The sequence below is a fragment of the Burkholderia sp. Z1 genome, from assembly GCF_014893795.1.
Classification (GTDB): Bacteria; Pseudomonadota; Gammaproteobacteria; order Burkholderiales; family Burkholderiaceae; genus Burkholderia; species Burkholderia theae.
Genome location: NZ_JACFYL010000001.1, coordinates 3,156,887 through 3,175,987, shown reverse-complemented (window position 1 = coordinate 3,175,987; position 19,101 = coordinate 3,156,887). Strand labels below are relative to the sequence as shown.

General features: G+C 67.7%; 17 protein-coding genes. 7 read left to right on the top strand and 10 right to left on the bottom strand.

Translation table 11 applies throughout. From position 1 onward, the window contains the following. Position 1: 1 nt before the first annotated feature. Positions 2-856 (bottom strand): formate dehydrogenase accessory sulfurtransferase FdhD, encoded by an 855-nt coding sequence (gene fdhD / locus H3H55_RS14750; protein WP_413463968.1) that lies wholly within the window; start codon positions 854-856, stop codon positions 2-4. Between the two features lie 115 nt (positions 857-971). Between fdhD and H3H55_RS14745 the strand changes: the two genes are divergently transcribed. Beyond that, complete coding sequence (locus H3H55_RS14745) at positions 972-1,454, top strand: nitrate reductase associated protein (RefSeq protein WP_048242731.1); 483 nt, start codon at positions 972-974, stop codon at positions 1,452-1,454. Positions 1,455-1,492: 38 nt separating this feature from the next. Here H3H55_RS14745 and H3H55_RS14740 read toward each other — a convergent pair whose 3' ends face one another. Further along, positions 1,493-1,888, bottom strand: coding sequence for an acyl-CoA thioesterase (locus H3H55_RS14740; RefSeq protein WP_048242730.1), 396 nt, complete (start codon positions 1,886-1,888; stop codon positions 1,493-1,495). A 176-nt stretch (positions 1,889-2,064) separates the two neighbouring features. Here H3H55_RS14740 and H3H55_RS14735 point away from each other — a divergent pair, with 176 nt between their 5' ends. Further along, a complete protein-coding gene (locus tag H3H55_RS14735; RefSeq protein WP_193099044.1) occupies positions 2,065-3,936 on the top strand; it encodes an ABCB family ABC transporter ATP-binding protein/permease in 1,872 nt (623 codons plus the stop codon). A 94-nt stretch (positions 3,937-4,030) separates the two neighbouring features. On the opposite strand, the gene murU is transcribed toward H3H55_RS14735, so the two are convergent. Together murU and H3H55_RS14725 are read right to left on the bottom strand one after the other, a co-directional pair. Beyond that, positions 4,031-4,750: an N-acetylmuramate alpha-1-phosphate uridylyltransferase MurU gene (murU, locus tag H3H55_RS14730; RefSeq protein ID WP_193099042.1), complete on the bottom strand. Its 720-nt coding sequence runs from the start codon at positions 4,748-4,750 to the stop codon at positions 4,031-4,033. 31 nt (positions 4,751-4,781) lie between these two features. Beyond that, positions 4,782-5,831 carry an aminoglycoside phosphotransferase family protein gene (locus H3H55_RS14725; RefSeq protein ID WP_193099040.1) on the bottom strand — a complete coding sequence of 350 codons (1,050 nt, stop codon included), beginning with the start codon at positions 5,829-5,831 and terminating at the stop codon, positions 4,782-4,784. A 212-nt stretch (positions 5,832-6,043) separates the two neighbouring features. Between H3H55_RS14725 and H3H55_RS14720 the strand changes: the two genes are divergently transcribed. From H3H55_RS14720 to rsmA, 4 genes are read left to right on the top strand one after another with little or no spacing between them, the layout of a single operon-like run. Beyond that, complete coding sequence (locus H3H55_RS14720; protein WP_193099038.1) at positions 6,044-8,404, top strand: LPS-assembly protein LptD; 2,361 nt, start codon at positions 6,044-6,046, stop codon at positions 8,402-8,404. A gap of 51 nt (positions 8,405-8,455) precedes the next feature. Then, a complete protein-coding gene (locus H3H55_RS14715) occupies positions 8,456-9,814 on the top strand; it encodes a peptidylprolyl isomerase (RefSeq protein ID WP_129512930.1) in 1,359 nt (452 codons plus the stop codon). A gap of 11 nt (positions 9,815-9,825) precedes the next feature. After that, positions 9,826-10,815, top strand: coding sequence for a 4-hydroxythreonine-4-phosphate dehydrogenase PdxA (pdxA, locus tag H3H55_RS14710; RefSeq protein ID WP_193099036.1), 990 nt, complete (start codon positions 9,826-9,828; stop codon positions 10,813-10,815). A gap of 49 nt (positions 10,816-10,864) precedes the next feature. After that, on the top strand, positions 10,865-11,692 hold the full coding sequence (rsmA, locus tag H3H55_RS14705) for a 16S rRNA (adenine(1518)-N(6)/adenine(1519)-N(6))-dimethyltransferase RsmA (protein WP_193099035.1): 828 nt from the start codon (positions 10,865-10,867) through the stop codon (positions 11,690-11,692). A 109-nt stretch (positions 11,693-11,801) separates the two neighbouring features. On the opposite strand, the gene H3H55_RS14700 is transcribed toward rsmA, so the two are convergent. Then, positions 11,802-12,737 carry a DMT family transporter gene (locus tag H3H55_RS14700; protein WP_193099033.1) on the bottom strand — a complete coding sequence of 312 codons (936 nt, stop codon included), beginning with the start codon at positions 12,735-12,737 and terminating at the stop codon, positions 11,802-11,804. Positions 12,738-13,081: 344 nt separating this feature from the next. Here H3H55_RS14700 and gloA point away from each other — a divergent pair, with 344 nt between their 5' ends. Then, entirely contained in the window at positions 13,082-13,471 is a 390-nt protein-coding gene (gene gloA, locus H3H55_RS14695) for a lactoylglutathione lyase (RefSeq protein WP_193099031.1), read from the top strand. 107 nt (positions 13,472-13,578) lie between these two features. Here the strand turns inward: gloA and H3H55_RS14690 are convergent, their stop codons facing one another. The 5 genes from H3H55_RS14690 to glyQ are packed head-to-tail and all read right to left on the bottom strand — an operon-like array spanning position 13,579 to position 19,021. Then, complete coding sequence (locus H3H55_RS14690; RefSeq protein WP_193099029.1) at positions 13,579-14,466, bottom strand: M48 family metallopeptidase; 888 nt, start codon at positions 14,464-14,466, stop codon at positions 13,579-13,581. Between the two features lie 46 nt (positions 14,467-14,512). Next, the gene (locus tag H3H55_RS14685; RefSeq protein WP_129512925.1) at positions 14,513-15,277 is read right to left on the bottom strand and encodes a lysophospholipid acyltransferase family protein; all 765 of its coding nucleotides are present in this window, start codon (positions 15,275-15,277) and stop codon (positions 14,513-14,515) included. A 43-nt stretch (positions 15,278-15,320) separates the two neighbouring features. Continuing rightward, positions 15,321-15,884 carry a D-glycero-beta-D-manno-heptose 1,7-bisphosphate 7-phosphatase gene (gene gmhB / locus H3H55_RS14680; RefSeq protein ID WP_193099028.1) on the bottom strand — a complete coding sequence of 188 codons (564 nt, stop codon included), beginning with the start codon at positions 15,882-15,884 and terminating at the stop codon, positions 15,321-15,323. Between the two features lie 10 nt (positions 15,885-15,894). Next, a complete protein-coding gene (glyS, locus tag H3H55_RS14675; protein ID WP_193099026.1) occupies positions 15,895-17,994 on the bottom strand; it encodes a glycine--tRNA ligase subunit beta in 2,100 nt (699 codons plus the stop codon). 22 nt (positions 17,995-18,016) lie between these two features. After that, the gene (gene glyQ / locus H3H55_RS14670) at positions 18,017-19,021 is read right to left on the bottom strand and encodes a glycine--tRNA ligase subunit alpha (protein ID WP_129512922.1); all 1,005 of its coding nucleotides are present in this window, start codon (positions 19,019-19,021) and stop codon (positions 18,017-18,019) included. Between the last annotated feature and the right edge of the window lie 80 nt (positions 19,022-19,101).

The following is a 19,101-nucleotide window of genomic DNA, read 5'->3' as shown; positions in this document are numbered from 1 at the left end:
ATCAGGCCGTGCCGTAGTCGACGTGGCCGGTTTCGCGGCAGAAGCTGACGAGCCGCAAACCGGCCGCCTTCGCGATGTCGATCGCGAGCGACGACGGCGCGGAGATCGTCGCGACCAGCGGGATGCCGACCCGCGCGGCCTTGCGCACGAGCTCGTAGCTCGCGCGGCTCGACAGGAACACGAAGCCGTCGGTCGTGTCGGCGCGCGACAGCACGAGCGAGCCGATCAGCTTGTCCAGCGCGTTGTGGCGGCCGACGTCTTCGAATGCTGTCCGGATCGCGCCTGTTGCGTCGCACCACGCGGCCGCATGCAGGCCGCCCGTGAGTTGCGTGAGTGCCTGGTGGGCCGGCAGCGCATGTGCTGCGCGTGCCAGCGCGTCGGGCGCGAGGCGCGCGAGAAAGCCCGTGTCGGGCACGCGTTCGGGCGCGAGGTCGAGCAAATCGATGCTTTCGATCCCGCACACGCCGCAGCCGGTGCGCCCCGCGAGCGCGCGGCGCCGGTCCTTCAGCGCGGCGAACGCCTGCTGGACGACTTCCAGGTGCACTTCCGCGTGCGGCAGCGGCGCGTCGGTATGCAGGATCACCTCGATGTCCTTGATGTCGCTGCCGCGCGCGACGATCCCTTCCGAGATCGCGAAACCGACCGCGAACGCCTCGAGGTCGCATGGCGTGCACATCATCACCGCATGCGAGATGCCGTTGAAGACGAGTGCGACGGGCCATTCCTGGCCGACGTAGTCGTGCGCGGTTTCGACGGTGCCGCCGCGCGTGCGGCTGACGGACAGTTCGATCGCGCCGCGCGGTTCGGCGCCCGGTTCGTCGCGCGGTTGATCGATCTTGGTCGGATTCACGAGCACTCCCATTGATTCGAAGCACGGCCGGCGACAATCGTGTCCGCCGCCCGCGCGCAGAGGTTCTAAAATACCTCAGGCAGGCCGGCCGCGCCGGCATCCGCCAAGTCAGGTAACGACCATGGGACTCAGCGACGCTCCGTTGCTATTCAATTTCGAACACGATTCGTCGGAAAACTTCACGTACATCCCGATGATCGTGCGTTTCAACCTCGACCGCTTCGGTTTGCGGATTTCGCTCGAGCAATGGCAGCTGCTGCCGCTCGAGGACCGCAAGCTGCTCGCGCGCTTTCCGGCCGACGACGACACCGCGATCGAGCCCAACTTCGATCATGCGCTGTTCGAGATGCTGCGCACGCATGCCGATCTGGAACCGTCATGGTTCCAGCCGGACGAGCGGCCGACCTGGCGCGCCGTCGATACGGTGCCGGAGTCGCTCGTGCAGCAGAGCGCGCTGGCCGGGCTGTCGGCGCCCGCGCTCGCGCAGTGGCAGCGGCTCGCGCCGTTCCAGCGCTACGTGCTGGTGAAGCTGTCGCGCAAGCCGAAGCTGAATCACGATTTCCTGCCCGCGATGCGGGAGTTCGGGCTGACGGCCACGCACTGACGTGGCCGCGTGCCGCGCCGCAGCGCGGCGCTCGCCCGTCAGAGCGGCGGCAGTTGCCGCGGCTTGCGGTCCGGGCCGGTCGCGACGTATGTGAGCGTCGCTTCGGTGACCTTCACGACTTCGCCCATCAGGCGCATGCGCTGCGCGTACACCTCGACGTCGACCGTGATCGACGTGTTGCCGGTGCGCGTGATGGTCGCGTAGAAGCTCAGCAGATCGCCGACGAACACCGGCTGCTTGAACACGAACGAGTTGACCGCGACCGTCGCGACGCGGCCGTTCGCGCGCTGGCTCGCGGGAATCGAGCCGGCGATGTCGACCTGCGACATGATCCAGCCGCCGAACACGTCGCCGTGGACGTTCGCGTCGTGCGGTTGCGGGACGACGCGCAGCGCGGGCTGCATTTGCGGGAGGTCGAGGGTCGAATCGGTCATGGCGGGGGCTTTCATCCTGTAATAAATAGGCCGCCGCGCGCAGGCAGGCCGGCGAGGCCGCCGGCAGCGGCGCGAAGCGGCTTCTGCGACAATACAACGTTCGCAAATTGTACGAGAAAGCGGGCGAGCCGGCCGCCGATGCACGCGTCCGGCGCAGCCGCCGATCCTTCCCCCCCATGCGCCGATTTCCTGCTTCCGGTGAGCCCGCGCCGGCTTCGACCGGGCCCCGCAACGACTGGCAGACCATCCGGTCGCTGCTGCCGTATCTGGCCACCTACAAATGGCGCGTCGCGCTTGCGCTCGGCTGCCTGATCGGTGCGAAGGTCGCCAACCTTGGCGTGCCGGTCGTGATGAAGCGCATCGTCGACCACCTGTCGTCCGTGCAGCAGCTCACCGCGCTCGGCCGCGCCGAACAGTCGGCCGGCATCGTGCTCGCGGGCGGCGTCGGGCTGCTGGTCATCGCGTATGCGCTCGTCCGGCTGTCGACGTCGCTGTTTACCGAACTGCGCGAGATCCTGTTCTCGAAGGTCACCGAGAGCGCGGTGCGCCAGCTCGCGCTGCAGGTGTTCAGGCACCTGCACGGGCTGTCGCTGCGCTTCCATCTCGAACGCCAGACGGGCGGCATGTCGCGCGACATCGAGCGCGGCACGCGCGGCATCCAGCAAGTGATCTCCTATTCGCTGTACAGCATCCTGCCGACGCTCGTCGAGGTCGGGCTCGTGCTCGGTTTCTTCGTGGTCAAGTACGAGGCCTATTACGCGTACGTGACGTTCGCGGCGCTGGCCACGTACATCGTGTTCACCGTGAAGGTCACCAACTGGCGCACCCACTTCCGCCGCACGATGAACGAGCTCGACTCGCGCGCGAACTCGCGGGCGATCGATTCGCTGATCAACTACGAGACGGTGAAGTACTTCGGCAACGAGGAGTGGGAAGCGCAGCGCTACGACGAGAACCTGAAGCGCTACCGGAAGGCCGCGATCCGCTCGCAGAATTCGCTGTCGGTGCTGAACTTCGGCCAGCAGGCGATCATCGGCACGGGGCTCGTGCTGATCCTGTGGCGTGCGACGCAGGGCGTGCTCGCGGGCAAGCTGACGCTCGGCGATCTCGTGCTGATCAACACGTTCATGCTGCAGCTCTACATTCCGCTGAATTTTCTCGGCGTCGTCTATCGCGAGCTGAAGCAGAGCCTTACCGACATGGACCGGATGTTCGGGCTGCTGTCGTCCGCGAAGGAAGTCGCGGACTTGTCCGATGCGCGGCCGCTCGCGGTGGCCGGCGCGCAGGTGCGCTTCGAGCACGTGAACTTCGCGTACGAGCCGGCGCGGCCGATCCTGCACGACGTGACGTTCACGATCGACGCGGGCACGACGACCGCGGTGGTCGGCCACAGCGGCTCCGGGAAGTCGACGCTGTCGCGGCTGCTGTTCCGCTTCTACGATCTCGATCGGCAGGCCGGCGGCGCGATCCGGATCGACGGCCAGGACATCCGCGACGTCACGCAGGACTCGCTGCGCGCATCGATCGGGATCGTGCCGCAGGACACCGTGCTGTTCAACGATTCGATCTACTACAACATCGCGTACGGCCGGCCGACCGCGACCCGCGACGAGGTGGTCGCGGCCGCGCGCGCCGCGCACATCCACGATTTCATCGAAAGCTTGCCGAAGGGTTATGACACGCCGGTCGGCGAGCGCGGGCTGAAGCTGTCGGGTGGCGAGAAGCAGCGCGTCGCGATCGCGCGCACGCTGCTGAAGGATCCACCGATCCTGCTGTTCGACGAGGCGACGTCGGCGCTCGATTCGCGCTCGGAACGCGCGATCCAGCACGAGCTCGACCAGATCGCGCGGCATCGCACGACGCTCGTGATCGCGCACCGGCTGTCGACGGTCGTGCACGCGCAGCAGATCCTGGTGATGGATCACGGGCAGATCGTCGAGCGCGGCACGCACGACGAACTCGTGCGCGCGGACGGGCTGTACGCGCAGATGTGGGCGCTGCAGCAGCAGCGCGCGGCGGCGGGCGGGGAAGAGGCCGAGGCCGCGTAAGCGGCGGGGCTGCGCGCCGTGGCGCGCGGCAGGAAGGCGGCGGTCTGCCGGAAGGATGTGCGGGCGGCGCCGTGCCGGACCGTCCGTCGTTCGGTTAGTCCGCGGCGCGCAGCCGCGCGTCGAGCTCGCCGAGCTGCGCGGGTGTGCCGACGTTCTCCCAGATGCCTTCGTACAGTTCGCCGCTCGCGCGGCCGGCTTCGATCGTCGCGCGGAAGTACGGTGTCAGTGCGCGTCGCGTGCCGGGTGCGAGATCGCGGAACATGCGCGTGTCGTACAGGCCGATGCTGCCGAACGTGACGCGCTCGCCGCCGTCGAGCGACAGGCGCCCGTCGCCACCGAGCACGAAGTCGCCGGACGGATGGAACGGCGGATTCGGCACCATCACGAGATGCATCGCGGGCGCGTCGAGCGCCGACATGCGCGCTGCACGGATGGCGAGCTTGCCGTAATCGAACTCGGCGAACACGTCGCCGGCCACCGCGACGAACACCGTCGACCGCCCGTCGCGCTCCAGCAGCGGCAGTGCCTGCGCAATCCCGCCGGCAGTCTCCAGCGCGTCGCCCTCGGCCGAATACGCAATCCGCACGCCCCAGCGCGAACCGTCGCCGAGCGCGTCCTCGATCCGCTCGCCGAGCCAGGCGTGGTTGATCACGATCGTCTCGATGCCCGCACGCGCGAGCGCTTCGATCTGCCACACGATCAGCGGCTTGCCGCCCGCTTCGAGCAGCGGTTTCGGGCGGGTGTCGGTCAGCGGGCGCATCCGTTCGCCGCGCCCGGCGGCGAAGATCATCGCCGTGGTCAGGGTGTCGCTCATGTTCGGCTGGGTATCGGGTCGATCGGGTCGGTCAGAACGTATAGCCGACGTCGGCCGGCGCATTGCCCTCGAGCGCGTCGAGCAGCTTCGCGAACGGCACGAGCGGGCGGTAGCGCAGCGCGACCTTGCGCGCATACGTAATGAAGCGCGGCAGGTCGTTCAGGTAGTGCGGCTTGCCGTCGCGGTAATTGATGCGTGCGAACAGGCCGAGAACCTTGATGTGGCGCTGCAGGCCCATCCATTCGAGCTGGCGGTAGAACTCGCCGAAATCGGGGTCGACCGGCAGGCCGGCCTTTTTCGCCTTTTCCCAGTAGTACGCGAAGCAGTCGAGTTCGAACTCCTCGTCCCAGCTGATGAACGCGTCGCGCAGCAGCGACACGACGTCGTACGTCAGCGGCCCGTAGACGGCGTCTTGGAAGTCGAGCACACCCGGGTTCGGCTCGCAGACCATCAGGTTGCGCGGCATGAAGTCGCGCAGCATGAAACCCTGCGGCTGTGCGTGCGCGCTGGCGACCAGCAGCGCGAAGGTGCGGTCGAGCGTGCCGCGCATCGCGTCGGTGACGGGCTTGCCGAGGTGGCGGCCGACGTACCACTCGGGCATCAGCTCCATTTCGCGGCGCAGGAACGCCTCGTCGAACGGCGGCAGCACGTCGGGCTTCGACGTGAGCTGGAAGCGGATCAGCGCGTCGAGCGCGTCGCGCATCAGCGGCTTCGCGGCGGCCGGGTTGGCCGGATCGAGCACCGAGATGTACGACGTGCGGCCGAGGTCCGTCACGAGCATGAAGCCCGCGTCGAAATCGTGGGCCAGCACGTCCGGCACGTGATCGCCGGCCGCGGCGAGCAATTGCGCGACCTGGACGAATTCGCGGCACTTCTCGGGCGGCGGCGCGTCGACGGCGATCACCGTGCCGCCGGGGCTCGTGGCCGATGCGACACGGAAATAACGGCGGAAACTGGCGTCCGACGACGCCGGCGCGAGGGTCGACAGGTCGAGGGCGTAGCGCTTGGCGAGCGGGTGCAGCCACGCGGTAAGCGCTTCGAGGCGGGCGTCGGGCTGGGATGCGGCGGATGGGGGCGTCATGAAACTCGGGGGAGGGGAGAACGTCTTGCCATATAATACCCCACGACTTTTTTGACGCGCCCCGCGTCAGCTTCCGCCGTGCAGGCCCGCCGCCTGTCGCGCCGTCCGCCCGATCGCCTCCCCGGTTTGCGCTCAGCCGCAGTCGCGGTGCGACGGCGCGGCCCGCCGTGTGTGAAGGCGCGGTTGACAAGGGGCGATTCGCCAAACGATAGATGCCGCCCAAACCGCTATTCCCGAATGTTTTCCCCGGTGACGGGGCGCCGCGCAAACGGCGGCTCGCGCTCGCGCTCCTGGCCGTGCCCGGCCTCGTGCCGGCCGTGTCGTACGCGCAGCTGTCGGGCGCGGCCGCGCAGCCGCAGCCGCTCGACTCGCCGTGGGATCTGCGTCTCGCACCCCAGCTTGAGGATCATCCGCTGAAGGACGGCGCGAAGCCGGCCGCCTTCGTGATCGCCGACCACACGAGCGGCACGGCCGAGCAGGATCTTGCCGCGAAGGGTTCGGCCGAACTGCGGCGCGGTGAGGCCATCGTGAAGGCCGACGCGATCCACTACGATCAGGATACCGACATGGCCGATGCGTACGGCCAGGTCAGGGTATTCAATTCCGGCACGTCGTTCGTCGGCCCCGAGGCGCATCTGAAGATCGAGGCGAACCAGGGTTTCATGACGGCGCCGAAGTATCACTTCAACATGACGGGCGGGTCGGGCAGCGCGGAGCGCGCCGACATGCTCGACAACGAGCGCTCGGTATTCTTCAACGGCACCTACACCGCGTGCCAGTGCTCGACGAACCCCGCGTGGTACATCAAGGGCAGCCGCTTCGACTTCGATACGGGCGCCGACGAAGGCACCGTGCGCAACAGCGTGCTGTTCTTCCAGGGCGTGCCGATCTTCGCGAGCCCGTGGATGACGTTCCCGCTGTCGGGCGAGCGGCGCAGCGGCCTGCTGCCGCCGACGTTCTCGGTGAACTCGAGCAACGGGTTCGAGCTGACGCTGCCGTATTACTTCAACATCGCGCCGAACCGCGACCTGACGCTCACGCCGCGCATCATCTCGCGGCGCGGCGTGATGACCGAGGCGACGTTCCGCTACCTGTCGCCGTCGTATTCGGGCACGTTTACGGCCAATTACCTGCCGGATGACCGGCTCGCGCACCGCAACCGCTACGCGATCTACTGGCAGCACCAGCAGAACTTCGGCGGCGGTTTCGGCGGCTACGTCTACTACAACAAGGTCTCGGACAACACCTATCCCGAAGATCTCGGTTCGTCGAACCAGTTCATCAACGGGACGCAGACGCTGTACCAGCAGGAAGCGGGCCTCACGTACAACAACGGCCCGTGGTCGGTACTCGCGCGTTACCAGCACTGGCAGACGCTGCCGCAGTCGATCGCGCCGTACAGCCACGAGCCGCAGTTGAACGTGAAGTACACGAAGTACAACGTCGGTGGCTTCGACTACGGCGCGGAAGCCGACTATTCGCGGTTCCGCATCACGACCGCCGATGCGACCCAGGGCGACCGGATCGTCTTCAACCCGTACATCGCGTACGGCGTGTACGGCCCTGGCTACTTCGTCGTGCCGAAGGTCCAGTACCACTTCGCGTCGTACGACCTGAACTACCTGTCGTCGACCACGCCGAACAGCCCGAAGCGCTTCACCGAGTCGATCCCGACCGTGAGCTTCGATACGGGCCTGATCTTCGACCGCTCGGTGCACCTGTTCGGCCAGGACTTCATCCAGACCCTCGAGCCGCGCCTGTACTACGTGTACACACCGTACCGCGACCAGTCGAACGCGCCGCTGTTCGACACTGCGGAATCGGACTTCGGCCTCGCGGAGATCTACCAGCCGAACACGTTCGTCGGCAACGACCGGATCGCCGATGCGAACCGGATCACGGCCGGCCTCACGTCGCGTTTCATCGATCCGCGCACCGGCGACGAGCGTGCGCGTTTCGTGATCGCGCAGCAGTACTACTTCGCCGATCAGCGCGTCACGCTGAATTCCGGCCAGACCGCCGCGCAGGCGCGCCACTCGGACCTGATCGTCGGCGCCTCGCTGAAGCTCGGCTCGGGTTTCATGTCGGAGACGGCGTTCCAGTACAACCAGAACAACAACCAGCTCGCGAAGTCGAGCATCGGTTTCGGTTACAGCCCGGGCGAGCGCCGCGTGATCAACGTCGGCTACCGCTATACGCGCGCGACCCCCACGCTCGACGGCCAGCCGATCAACCAGTTCCTGGTGTCCGCGCAATGGCCGCTCACGCGCCGCCTGTATGCGATCGGCCGCTTCAACTTCGATCTCGCCGGCGATCGCGTGGTCGACGGTCTGCTCGGCTTACAATACGACGCGGATTGCTGGGCGCTCGGGGTCGGCGTGCAGCGGGCTGCGAACGGCATCAATTCGTCGGGACAGCAGAGTTCGTCGACGCGTTTCATGATGCAGCTCACGCTCAAGGGGTTGTCGACCATCGACAACGGCCTCGTGTCCGCATTCCGCGCCGGGGTGGCTGGCTACACGCCGTTACCGTCGCCGCCGCCGCCGATGTCCCGCTTCAGCAACTACGAGTAACGCCGGCTTGTCTGCACCGGTCAGCACGATTTCAATGGAGTTTCAGTGGCAATGAAGAAAAACCTTCGTTTCGCGGCAGTCGTGTCCAGCCTCGCCGCGTCCGCCGTGCTGCTCGCCGCCGCGCCGGCCGCGGCGCAGGCGCTCGGTTCGCAGGGTGCGCAGCTCGCCGACGAAGTCGTCGCGGTCGTCAACAACGACGTGATCACGAGCCGCGAACTCGACCAGCGCGCCGGCCTGATCGCGCGCCGCCTGCAGCAGCAGAACGCGCCGGTGCCGCCTGACGACCAGTTGCGCGCACAGGTGCTGAACCAGATGGTGCTCGAGCGGATCCAGGTGCAGAAGGCCAAGGACGACGGGATCCGCATCGACGACGCGACCGTGCAGTCCACGCTGCAGCGTCTCGCGCAAGCGAACGGGATGACGCTCGACCAGTATCGCGCCCGTCTCGAGGCGCAAGGCGTGCCGTGGAGCATCTTCACGAGCGATGCGCGCACCGAACTGATGCTGTCGAAGCTGCGCGAGCGCGAGGTCGACGGCAAGATCACCGTGTCGGACGCCGAAGTCGCGAACTACATCGCGAGCCAGCGCGGGCCGAACGCGGCTCAGCAGCAGGACCTGCGCTTCCAGCACATCTTCATCAAGGCGCCGACCAACGCGCCGCAGGCCGACATCGACGTCGCGCAGAAGAAGGCCGAAGCGCTGCTGCAGCAGGCGAAGTCGGGCGCCGATTTCGAGCGGCTCGCGAAGAACAATTCGGAAGCGAACGACGCGAAGAAGGGCGGTGATCTCGGCTTCAAGGCGCCGAGCACGCTGCCGGCCGAAGTCGTCGATGCCGCCTCGAAGCTGCGCCCGGGCGAGGTCAACCCGACGCTGATCCGCGTGCCGGACGGCTTCGAGATCGTGCGTCTCGTCGACCGCCGCCAGAGCCAGGGCGCGACGGCCGCGGCGCCGAAGATCGTCCAGACGCACGTGCGCCACATCCTGCTGCGCGTGGGCGAAGGCAAGTCGGAAGGCCAGGCGCGCCAGCAACTGGTCGACATCCGCAAGCAGGTCGAGGCCGGCGGCGATTTCGCGAAGTTCGCGCGTACCTACTCGCAGGACGGTTCGGCGTCGCAGGGCGGCGATCTCGGCTGGATCAGCCCGGGCGAGACCGTGCCGGAATTCGAGCGTGCGATGAACAACCTGCAGGACGGCCAGATCAGCCAGCCGATTCGTACCGAATACGGCTACCACCTGATCCAGGTGCTGAACCGCCGCGACGCGGAAGGCTCGGTGCAGCAGCAGATGGACATCGCGCGTCAGGCGATCGGCCAGCGCAAGGCCGAGCAGGCGTATGCGGACTGGCTGCGCGAGCTGCGCGATTCGTCGTACGTTCAGTACAAGATCGGCGGCGCCGGTCCGGCCAACTGAGCGAGCTTCGGATGACCACGCCCGCGCTGCAGATCGCGATCACGACTGGCGAACCCGCGGGAGTCGGCCCGGAGCTGACCGTGCAGGCGCTGCGTGACGCAGCGCAGCGCTGGCCCGACGCGCATTTCACCGTGCTCGGCGATGCGGCGCTGCTCGACGCGCGTGCGGCAGCCGTGGGCGCCGACCGCACCACGCTTGCCGGTGGCGGGCAGGTGTCGGTCGCGCATTGCGCGCTCGCCGTTCCCGCTCAGGCGGGCAAGCTCGACGCGGCGAACGGCCGGTACGTGCTCGGGCTGCTGGACGCGGCGATCGACGGCGCGCTGGCAGGCCGGTACGACGCGATCGTTACCGCGCCGCTGCAGAAGAGCACGATCAACGATGCGGGCGTGCCGTTCACCGGCCATACCGAATACCTGGCGGAGCGCACGCATACGCAGCGTGTCGTGATGATGCTGGCGGGCACCGGCGACAAGCCGCTGCGCGTCGCGCTCGCGACGACGCACTTGCCGCTGAAGGACGTGTCGGCCGCGCTGACGATCGACGGGCTCGTCGAGACGCTCGCGATCATCGATCGCGACCTGCGGCGCGACTTCGGTCTCGCCGCGCCGCGCATCCTCGTGACGGGCCTCAACCCGCACGCAGGCGAGAACGGTTATCTCGGCCGCGAGGAGATCGACGTGATCTCGCCGGCGCTGGCCCGCGCGCAAGCGCAGGGCATCGATGCGCGCGGCCCGTATCCGGCCGACACGCTGTTCCAGCCGCGCCATCTCGCGGACGCCGATTGCGTGCTCGCGATGTTCCATGACCAGGGTTTGCCCGTGCTGAAGTACGCGACGTTCGGCGAGGGCATCAACGTGACGCTCGGGCTGCCGATCATCCGTACGTCGGTCGATCACGGTACCGCGCTCGATCTGGCCGGCACGGGCCGCGCGGATCCGGGCAGCATGATTGCCGCGCTCGACACGGCCGTCACGATGGCGCGCCATCGCCGCGCCGCCTGACGCGGCCCGGCCTCACCTCATTCGTCGTATTTTTCGCTTTACTCAGTCGATGTCGAACAGCAGACAGCACCAAGGCCACTTCGCGCGCAAGCGCTTCGGGCAGAACTTCCTCGTCGATCACGGCGTGATCGACTCGATCGTGTCGACGATCGGTCCCGCGCGCGGCCAGCGCATGGTCGAGATCGGCCCCGGGCTCGGCGCGCTGACCGGGCCGCTGATCGAGCGCCTCGCGACGCCCGAGGCGCCGCTGCATGCGGTCGAGCTCGACCGCGACCTGATCGGGCGCCTGCAACAGCGCTTCGGCGCGCTGCTCGAGCTGCACGCGGGCGACGCGCTCGCGTTCGACTTCCGGTCGCTCGCGGTGCCCGGCGACAAGCCGTCGCTGCGGATCGTCGGCAACCTGCCGTACAACATTTCCAGCCCGTTGCTGTTTCACCTGATGACGTTCGCCGATGCGGTCATCGACCAGCATTTCATGCTGCAGAACGAAGTCGTCGAACGGATGGTCGCGGAGCCGGGCACGAAGGCGTTTTCGCGGCTGTCGGTGATGCTGCAGTACCGCTACGTGATGGACAAGATGCTCGACGTGCCGCCGGAATCGTTCCAGCCGCCGCCGAAGGTCGATTCGGCGATCGTCCGGATGATTCCGTACGAGCCGCACGAACTGCCCGACGTCGATCCCGTGCTGCTCGGCGAAATCGTCACCGCCGCGTTTTCGCAGCGCCGCAAGATGCTGCGCAATACGCTCGGCGACTACCGCGAGACGATCGATTTCGATGCGCTCGGCTTCGATCTCGCGCGCCGCGCGGAGGACGTGAGCGTGGCCGAATACGTCGGCGTCGCGCAGGCGCTCGCGGCGCTGCGCAAGGCCGGGTAACGCACGCCGCCCGAGCCGGAGCGGAAGTATCGATGAGGCTGCCCGACGGGGCAGCCTTTTTTATTGCATGCGTGCCGTTCGCACGCCGGGGTCGGGCCGCCGCTCGTCGTCACGCCCGCCTGCGCGGCGGCGCGTTGACCAGCGCGATGCCGGTCAGCACGAGCGCGGCCGCGGACATGAAGCGCCAGCCGACCGATTCGCCGAGCAGCAGCACGCCGAACGCGACGCCGAACAGCGGCGACAGGAATGTGAACACGGACAGCCGCGACGCGCTGTAGCGCGTCAGCAGCCAGAACCACGACAGGTAGCTGACGAACGCGACGATCACCGACTGGTACGCGAGGCTCGCCACCGCGACCGGCGTGACGTGCGCGAACGATACCTGGCCGAACAGCGCGGCGAGCGCGACCAGCACGACGGCGGATACCGCGAGCTGGTAGAACAGCGTCTTGCTCGCGCTTGCGCGCGCGAGCGCCGTCGAGCGCACGACGACCGTCGTCGCGGCCCACATCGCACCGCCGAGAATGCCGAGCGCGTCGCCGGCCAGGCCCGCCAGCACGGATGCGCCGGGCGCGCGCGGCTTCAGGAAGCCGTCCGCGAACGCGAGCGCGATGCCGGCGAACGCGAGGCCGACGCCGACCCACTGCGTGCGCTGCAGCCGTTCGCCCGGCGCGAACAGGTGCAGCCCGAGCGCGGTGAAGCACGGTGCCGTGTACAGGAAGATCGCCATGTGCGACGCGCTCGTCAGCGTCAGCCCGAAGAACACGCAGACGAATTCACCGGCGAACAGCGTACCGGCCGCGAGGCCCGCGCGGAACGTGCCGTCCGCCTGGAACAGCGGCGTGCCGCGCGCGCGGGTCCAGCCCCACAGCAGCATCGCGGCGATCACCGAGCGCAGCCCGGCCTGGAACATCGGCGCGATCGCGGCGTTGGTGCTCTTGATCGCGACCTGCTGGAAGCCCCAGATCGCGCACAGCAGCAACATCAGGCCGACGGCGCGCGTGTCGAGCGCGCGGCGCACGGGGGCGGCGGCGAGCGCGGTCATCGGCGCGCCTCGCCGGTCCGGCACGGCGGCCGCGAGGTCGGGTGAGCGGCGCGTCCGGCGCGCTCGAATGGACGGTTTCGCACGGCAGTGTGGCTGAATGAGAGGGTGGTCGCTTTGGCGCGCGGGCCGCATGCCCGCTTTTGGTGCGAAGTGGAGGGATGTTACCCGATCGGCGGGGGAGCAGGGGTGGGCCAGGTTGTGCTGTTCGTCGCTGCGGCGATCGCGCACGCGGATATCGAACCGCAGCGCGGTATCGGTCACTGCCGGCCGGGCGTCCCCGGCGAAGTTCACCCGTCTCTGGTAGAGTTTCCGGTTCTGGAAAGGCCCCCACAGGAGTACAAGACATGCGTTTGCTGCATACGATGCTGCGAGTCGGCGATCTCGACCGCTCGATCAAGTTCTACACCGAATTGCTCGGCATGAAGCTGCTGCGTCGCGAGGATTATCCGGAAGGCAAGTTCACGCTCGCGTTCGTCGGCTACGAAGAAGAAAGCACGGGCACCGTGATCGAGCTGACCCACAACTGGGACACGCCGTCCTACGATCTCGGCAACGGCTTCGGCCACCTGGCGGTGGCGGTGGAGGATGCCTACGCGGCGTGCGAGAAGATCAAGGCGCAAGGCGGCAAGGTCACGCGCGAAGCGGGCCCGATGAAGCACGGCACGACCGTGATCGCGTTCGTCGAGGATCCGGACGGCTACAAGATCGAGTTCATCCAGAAGAAGGCGCACTGAGCGCCGGATGAACGCACCGCGGCGCGCGATGCGCGCGGCGGTGGCGTCAACGGGCGGTGCGGGGTGACCCGCATCGCCCGTTCGCGTTTACGGCAACGCGAAGGGCGTTACAGCGACGGCAGCAGCTCGGGCGGATGATGCTTGAGCGTGTGCCGTGCCTCGCGGAACTCGGGGAAGATCGATTCGACGGTCTGCCAGAAGGCCGGGCTGTGGTTCATCTCGCGCAGGTGCGACAACTCGTGCGCGACGACGTAGTCGATGATCGACATCGGGAAATGGATGAGCCGCCAGTTCAGGCGGATCTTGCCGTCGCTCGAGCAACTGCCCCAGCGCGTCGCGGCCGACGACAGCGCATACATCGAATAGGTGACGCCGAGCATTTCCGCATAGACCGCGAGGCGTTCGCCGAAGATCCGCTTGGCTTCGCCCTGCAGCCAGCCCTGCACGCGATCCTTGATCTGCTGCATGTCGGCCTGCACGGGCAGCGGCAGCGAGAGCCGCAGCGCTTCGGCATCGAACGCGACGGTGCCCGCGCCGAGCGCGATCGTGACCGTCTTGCCGAGATACGGAAGCTGCGCGCCGTCGCGCCAGTCGATCTGCGGCAGCGCGCGCTGCTCGGTGCGCGTCTTCCACTCGGCGAGCTTCGCGAAGATCCAGCGCTGTTTCTCGGAGATCGCGGCCTCGATGTCGGCGAGCGTGACCCAGCGCGGTGCGGTGATCGACAGCCCGCTGCCGTCGATCGTGAAGCCGATCGTGCGGCGTGCCGAGCGCTTCAGGCGGTATTCGAGCACGCGGCTGTCGAGGGCGAACGTGCGCACGCGCGAGCGGTCGGGTGCCGGGCCCGGATCGAGAGGCGCTGCGGGCACCGCTTCGGGCGGCGCCGGCGGTTTGGCGGGCGCCGACGGTGCGGCGGCCGGCCCGTCGAAGAGCGGCAGATCCATCTGGCGATGATCGAGGGCCACGACGGCTGGCCGTGGCCGCGGACGCTGTTTCATCAGTTCGCTTCTTGTTGTCGTATGCAACGGCTGCAATCCGCGGGATTCAGACGCGCGCGGCATCGCGCGTGCCTGCATTGCCCGCCTGGCGATAGGAGTCGGGATCGATGCGGCGCATTTCCGCTTCGATCCATGCTTCGACCTGCGAGTTCAATGCATCGGGCGTCAGCCCCTCGACGGGGATCGGCTTGCCGATCGACACGGTGACGACGCCCGGGAATTTCGTGAACGAGTTGCGCGGCCACACCCGTCCTGCATTGTGCGCGATCGGCACGACGGGCGCGCCGGTTTCGATCGCGAAGCGTGCGCCGCCCGTCTTGTACTTGCCCTGCTTGCCGACCGGCGTGCGCGTGCCTTCGGGGAACATGATCATCCACGCGCCTTCCGACAGGCGCTTCTTGCCCTGGCGGATCACCGAGGTGAACGCGTGCTTGCCTTCCTTGCGGTTGATGTTGACCATGTGCAGCAGCCCGAGCGCCCAGCCGAAGAACGGCACGTACAGCAGCTCGCGCTTGAACACGTAGCAGAGCGGCTTCGGCATCAGCGCCGGAAACGCGAGCGTTTCCCACGCGGACTGATGCTTCGACAGCAGCACGGCCGGGCCGTCGGGCAGGTTGTCCATCCCTTCGATCCGGTAGTGGATGCCGTTCAGCCAGCGCACGACCCACAGCGTCGACTTGCACCAGCCGGCCGCCATCCAGTAGCGCGCGTCGGGGCGCATGAACGGGAACGCGATGAAGCACGCGGTGGCGTACGGCACCGTGTACACGATGAAGTAAATCAGCAGCAGCAGGGAGCGGACGAAGCGCATCGGCGTGAGTCTGGCGTTAGGGAGGATGCGCGCGGCGGCTGCATCACTCGTGTTCGTGTGAAAGGAAATCGAGCGCGAACGCGCGCAGGTCGTCGTGGACCTTCGTGCCGGGCGGCAAATTGCCCGCGGCGTGCGTTTTCTTGCCCTTGCCGGTCAGCACGAGGTGCGGCTGGAAGCCGACCGCGACGCCGGCCTGCAGGTCGCGCAGCGAATCGCCGACGACCGGCGTGTGATCGGGATCGATCTCGAAGCGTTCGGTGATCATCTGCATCATGCCGGGATTCGGCTTGCGGCAGTCGCAGTGATCCTCGGCCGTGTGCGGACAGAAGAACACTGCGTCGATGCGCGCGCCGACCGCGGCCGCCGCGCGATGCATCTTCAGGTGCATCTCGTTGAGCGCGGCCATGTCGAACAGCCCGCGACCGATGCCGGACTGGTTGGTCGCGACCACCACGCGATAGCCTGCGTGGTTGAGCCGGGCGATCGCCTCGAGGCTGCCGGGCAGCGCGATCCATTCGTCGGGCGTCTTGATGAACGCATCCGAATCGACGTTGATCACGCCGTCCCGGTCGAGGACGACGAGCTTTCGGTTGGGGCTGGTCGGCATCGTGCGGCCCTTATGCGGCGAGCTTCGAGATGTCGGCGACGCAGTTCATCTGCTGGTGCAGCGCGGACAGCAGTGCGAGACGGTTCGCTCGCAGCGCGGGATCCTCCGCGTTGACCATCACGTCGTTGAAGAACGTGTCGACCGGCACGCGCAGTGCGGCGAGCGCCGACAGCGCGCCCGTGTACGCACGCGCCTCGAGCTGCGACTGCACGTGCGGCGTCACGGCCGTGAGCTGTTCGTGCAGCGCCTTCTCGGCGGGCTCGACGAGCAGCGCCGGCTGCACCGCGCCGTTCGCGCCGCCTTCCGACTTCTTCAGGATGTTCGAGATCCGCTTGTTCGCGGCCGCGAGCGCTTCGGCTTCCGCGAGGCGCGTGAACTCGCGCACCGCGTCGAGGCGCGCGACGAGATCGTCGACGCGCGTCGGGTTCAGGCTCAGCACCGCGTCGACCTCACCGGCCGAATAACCGCGCTCGCGCAGCAGGCCGCGCAGGCGATCCATGAAGAACGCGAAGATGGCGTCGGTCGATTCGGCCACGCCCGGCACGCCTTCGAAGCGCGCATGGGTCGTGCGCAGCAGCGACACGAGATCGAGCGGCAGCTGCTTCTCGAGCAGCAGGCGCAGCACGCCGAGCGCGTGACGGCGCAGCGCGAACGGATCCTTCTCGCCGGTCGGCGCGAGGCCGATGCCCCAGATGCCGACGATCGTCTCGAGCTTGTCGGCGAGCGCGACGGCGGTCGACACGGGCGTGGTCGGCAGCGCGTCGCCGGAGAAGCGCGGCTGGTAATGCTCGGCGCATGCGAGGGCGACGTCGTCGGCTTCACCGTCGTGGCGCGCGTAGTACGTGCCCATCGTGCCCTGCAGTTCCGGGAACTCGCCGACCATGTCGGTCAGCAGGTCGGCCTTCGCCAGGCGCGCGGCACGCTGCGCGTGCGCGGCGTCGGCGCCGATCGCGGGTGCGATCTCGCCGGCCAGCGCCTCGAGGCGCTCGACGCGCGCGAGCGCCGAACCGAGCTTGTTGTGATACACGACGTTCGCGAGCTGCGGCACGCGGTCGGCGAGCGGCTTCTTCTTGTCCTGCTCGAAGAAGAACTTCGCATCGGCGAGGCGCGGGCGCACGACGCGCTCGTTGCCTTCGATGATCTCGCCCGGCGTCTTGGTCGCGATGTTGGACACGATCAGGAAGCGCGAGCGCAGCTTGCCTTCGACGTCGGTCAGCGCGAAATACTTCTGGTTCGTCTGCATCGTGAGGATCAGGCATTCCTGCGGAACCTGCAGGAATTCGTCCTCGAAGCGGCACGGGTACACGACCGGCCATTCGACCAGCGACGTCACTTCGTCGAGCAGCGATTCGGGCATCACGACCGTGTCGCCGTTCGCGTGTTCGTTCAGCTGCGTGCGGATCGTTTCGCGGCGGTCGACGAAGTGCGCGATCACGCGGCCCTTGTCGCGCAGCGTGTCGGCATAGGTGCTCGCGTGCTGGATCGCGACGAGGCCGTCGGACAGGAAGCGATGGCCGAGCGTGGTGTCGCCGGCGTCGATGCCGAACGCGGTGACGGGCACGATGCGATCGTCATGCAGCACCGTGAGGCGATGCACGGGGCGCACGAACTTCACGTCGGAGCCGTCCGGGCGCTGGTAGGTCATGAACTTCGGGATCGGCAGCTTCGCGAGCGTTTCGTCGAGCACGGCCTGCAGGCCGTCGGCGAGCGTCGCGCCGGCTGCCGAATAGTTGACGAAGAACGCTTCGGCCTTGCCGTCCTGCGCGCGCTCGAGATCGGCGATCGACAGGTTCGGATGGCCGAGCGCCGCGAGCTTCTTCGCGAGCGGGGCCGTCGGCTTGCCTTCCGCGTCGAGCGCGACCGACACGGGCAGGACCTTTTCGCGGACCTGCTTGTCCGGCGCGACGGCGCGCACGTTCTGCACGACGACGGCGAGGCGGCGCGGCGTGGCGTAGCGTTCGAACACGAGTTCGCCTTCGACGAGGTCGCGCGCCGCGAGGCGTTGCGCGAGACCTTCGGCGAATGCGTCGCCGAGGCGCGCGAGGGCCTTCGGCGGCAGCTCTTCGGTCAGCAGTTCGACGAGCAGGGGGGCGGGATGATTGTGCGTCATGTTTGGAATAAATCTCGTCTCGTCAGTCCTGATCGATCTTGCGTTCGACCTTGAGCGGCGGCGCCCATGCCGGTTGCGCGGCGTCCTGGGCGTCGGTGGTGAGGCCCGGCACGCCCGGCGGGTTGCCGAGCATCGGGAAGCCGAGCTTCTCGCGCGAGTCGTAATAAGCCTGTGCGACGAGACGCGACAGCGCGCGGATGCGGCCGATGTATGCCGCGCGTTCGGTCACCGAGATCGCGCCGCGCGCATCGAGCAGGTTGAACGTGTGGCCGGCCTTCAGCACGAGTTCGTACGCGGGCAGCGCGAGCTGCGCGTCGATCATCCGCTTCGCTTCGGCTTCGTAGCTGTTGAAGAACGTGAACAGCAGATCGACGTTCGCGTGCTCGAAGTTGTAGGTCGACTGCTCGACCTCGTTCTGGTGGTAGACGTCGCCATACGACAGGCGGCGCAGCTCGGGGCCGTTCGGGCCTTGCTCTTCCCACTCGGTCCACACGAGGTCGTACACGTTCTCGACCTTCTGCAGGTACATCGCGAGGCGCTCGAGGCCGTACGTGATTTCGCCGAGCACGGGCTTGCATTCGAGGCCGCCGACCTCCTGGAAATACGTGAACTGCGTGACTTCCATCCCGTTGAGCCACACTTCCCAGCCGAGGCCCCACGCGCCGAGCGTCGGGTTTTCCCAGTCGTCCTCGACGAAGCGCACGTCGTTCTGCTTCAGGTCGAAGCCGAGCGCTTCGAGCGAGCCGAGGTACAGGTCGAGGATGTTCTCCGGCGCCGGCTTGAGCACGACCTGGTACTGGTAGTAGTGCTGCAGGCGGTTCGGGTTCTCGCCGTAGCGGCCGTCCTTCGGGCGGCGCGACGGCTGCACGTAGGCGGCGCGCCACGGCTCGGGGCCGACCGCGCGCAGGAACGTGTGGACGTGCGACGTGCCCGCGCCGACTTCCATGTCGATGGGCTGGAGCAGAGCGCAACCCTGCTTGTCCCAGTAGGACTGCAGCGTCAGGATGATTTGCTGAAACGTAAGCATGAAGAGCCTTCGTGGCGCTGGCGCTCCGTTGCGGGCGGCGCTCCGGGCGGGCCCGGAGGGTCGGCTCGCGCGGCGGCGCG

Coding starts and splice junctions, on each gene's coding strand:
- H3H55_RS14745 (WP_048242731.1), top strand. CDS start 972: ATGGGACTCAGCGACGCTCCGTTGCTATTCAATTTCGAACACGATTCG.
- H3H55_RS14740 (WP_048242730.1), bottom strand. CDS start 1,888: ATGACCGATTCGACCCTCGACCTCCCGCAAATGCAGCCCGCGCTGCGC.
- H3H55_RS14735 (WP_193099044.1), top strand. CDS start 2,065: ATGCGCCGATTTCCTGCTTCCGGTGAGCCCGCGCCGGCTTCGACCGGG.
- murU (WP_193099042.1), bottom strand. CDS start 4,750: ATGAGCGACACCCTGACCACGGCGATGATCTTCGCCGCCGGGCGCGGC.
- H3H55_RS14725 (WP_193099040.1), bottom strand. CDS start 5,831: ATGACGCCCCCATCCGCCGCATCCCAGCCCGACGCCCGCCTCGAAGCG.
- H3H55_RS14720 (WP_193099038.1), top strand. CDS start 6,044: ATGCCGCCCAAACCGCTATTCCCGAATGTTTTCCCCGGTGACGGGGCG.
- H3H55_RS14715 (WP_129512930.1), top strand. CDS start 8,456: ATGAAGAAAAACCTTCGTTTCGCGGCAGTCGTGTCCAGCCTCGCCGCG.
- pdxA (WP_193099036.1), top strand. CDS start 9,826: ATGACCACGCCCGCGCTGCAGATCGCGATCACGACTGGCGAACCCGCG.
- rsmA (WP_193099035.1), top strand. CDS start 10,865: ATGTCGAACAGCAGACAGCACCAAGGCCACTTCGCGCGCAAGCGCTTC.
- H3H55_RS14700 (WP_193099033.1), bottom strand. CDS start 12,737: ATGACCGCGCTCGCCGCCGCCCCCGTGCGCCGCGCGCTCGACACGCGC.
- gloA (WP_193099031.1), top strand. CDS start 13,082: ATGCGTTTGCTGCATACGATGCTGCGAGTCGGCGATCTCGACCGCTCG.
- H3H55_RS14690 (WP_193099029.1), bottom strand. CDS start 14,466: ATGAAACAGCGTCCGCGGCCACGGCCAGCCGTCGTGGCCCTCGATCAT.
- H3H55_RS14685 (WP_129512925.1), bottom strand. CDS start 15,277: ATGCGCTTCGTCCGCTCCCTGCTGCTGCTGATTTACTTCATCGTGTAC.
- gmhB (WP_193099028.1), bottom strand. CDS start 15,884: ATGCCGACCAGCCCCAACCGAAAGCTCGTCGTCCTCGACCGGGACGGC.
- glyS (WP_193099026.1), bottom strand. CDS start 17,994: ATGACGCACAATCATCCCGCCCCCCTGCTCGTCGAACTGCTGACCGAA.
- glyQ (WP_129512922.1), bottom strand. CDS start 19,021: ATGCTTACGTTTCAGCAAATCATCCTGACGCTGCAGTCCTACTGGGAC.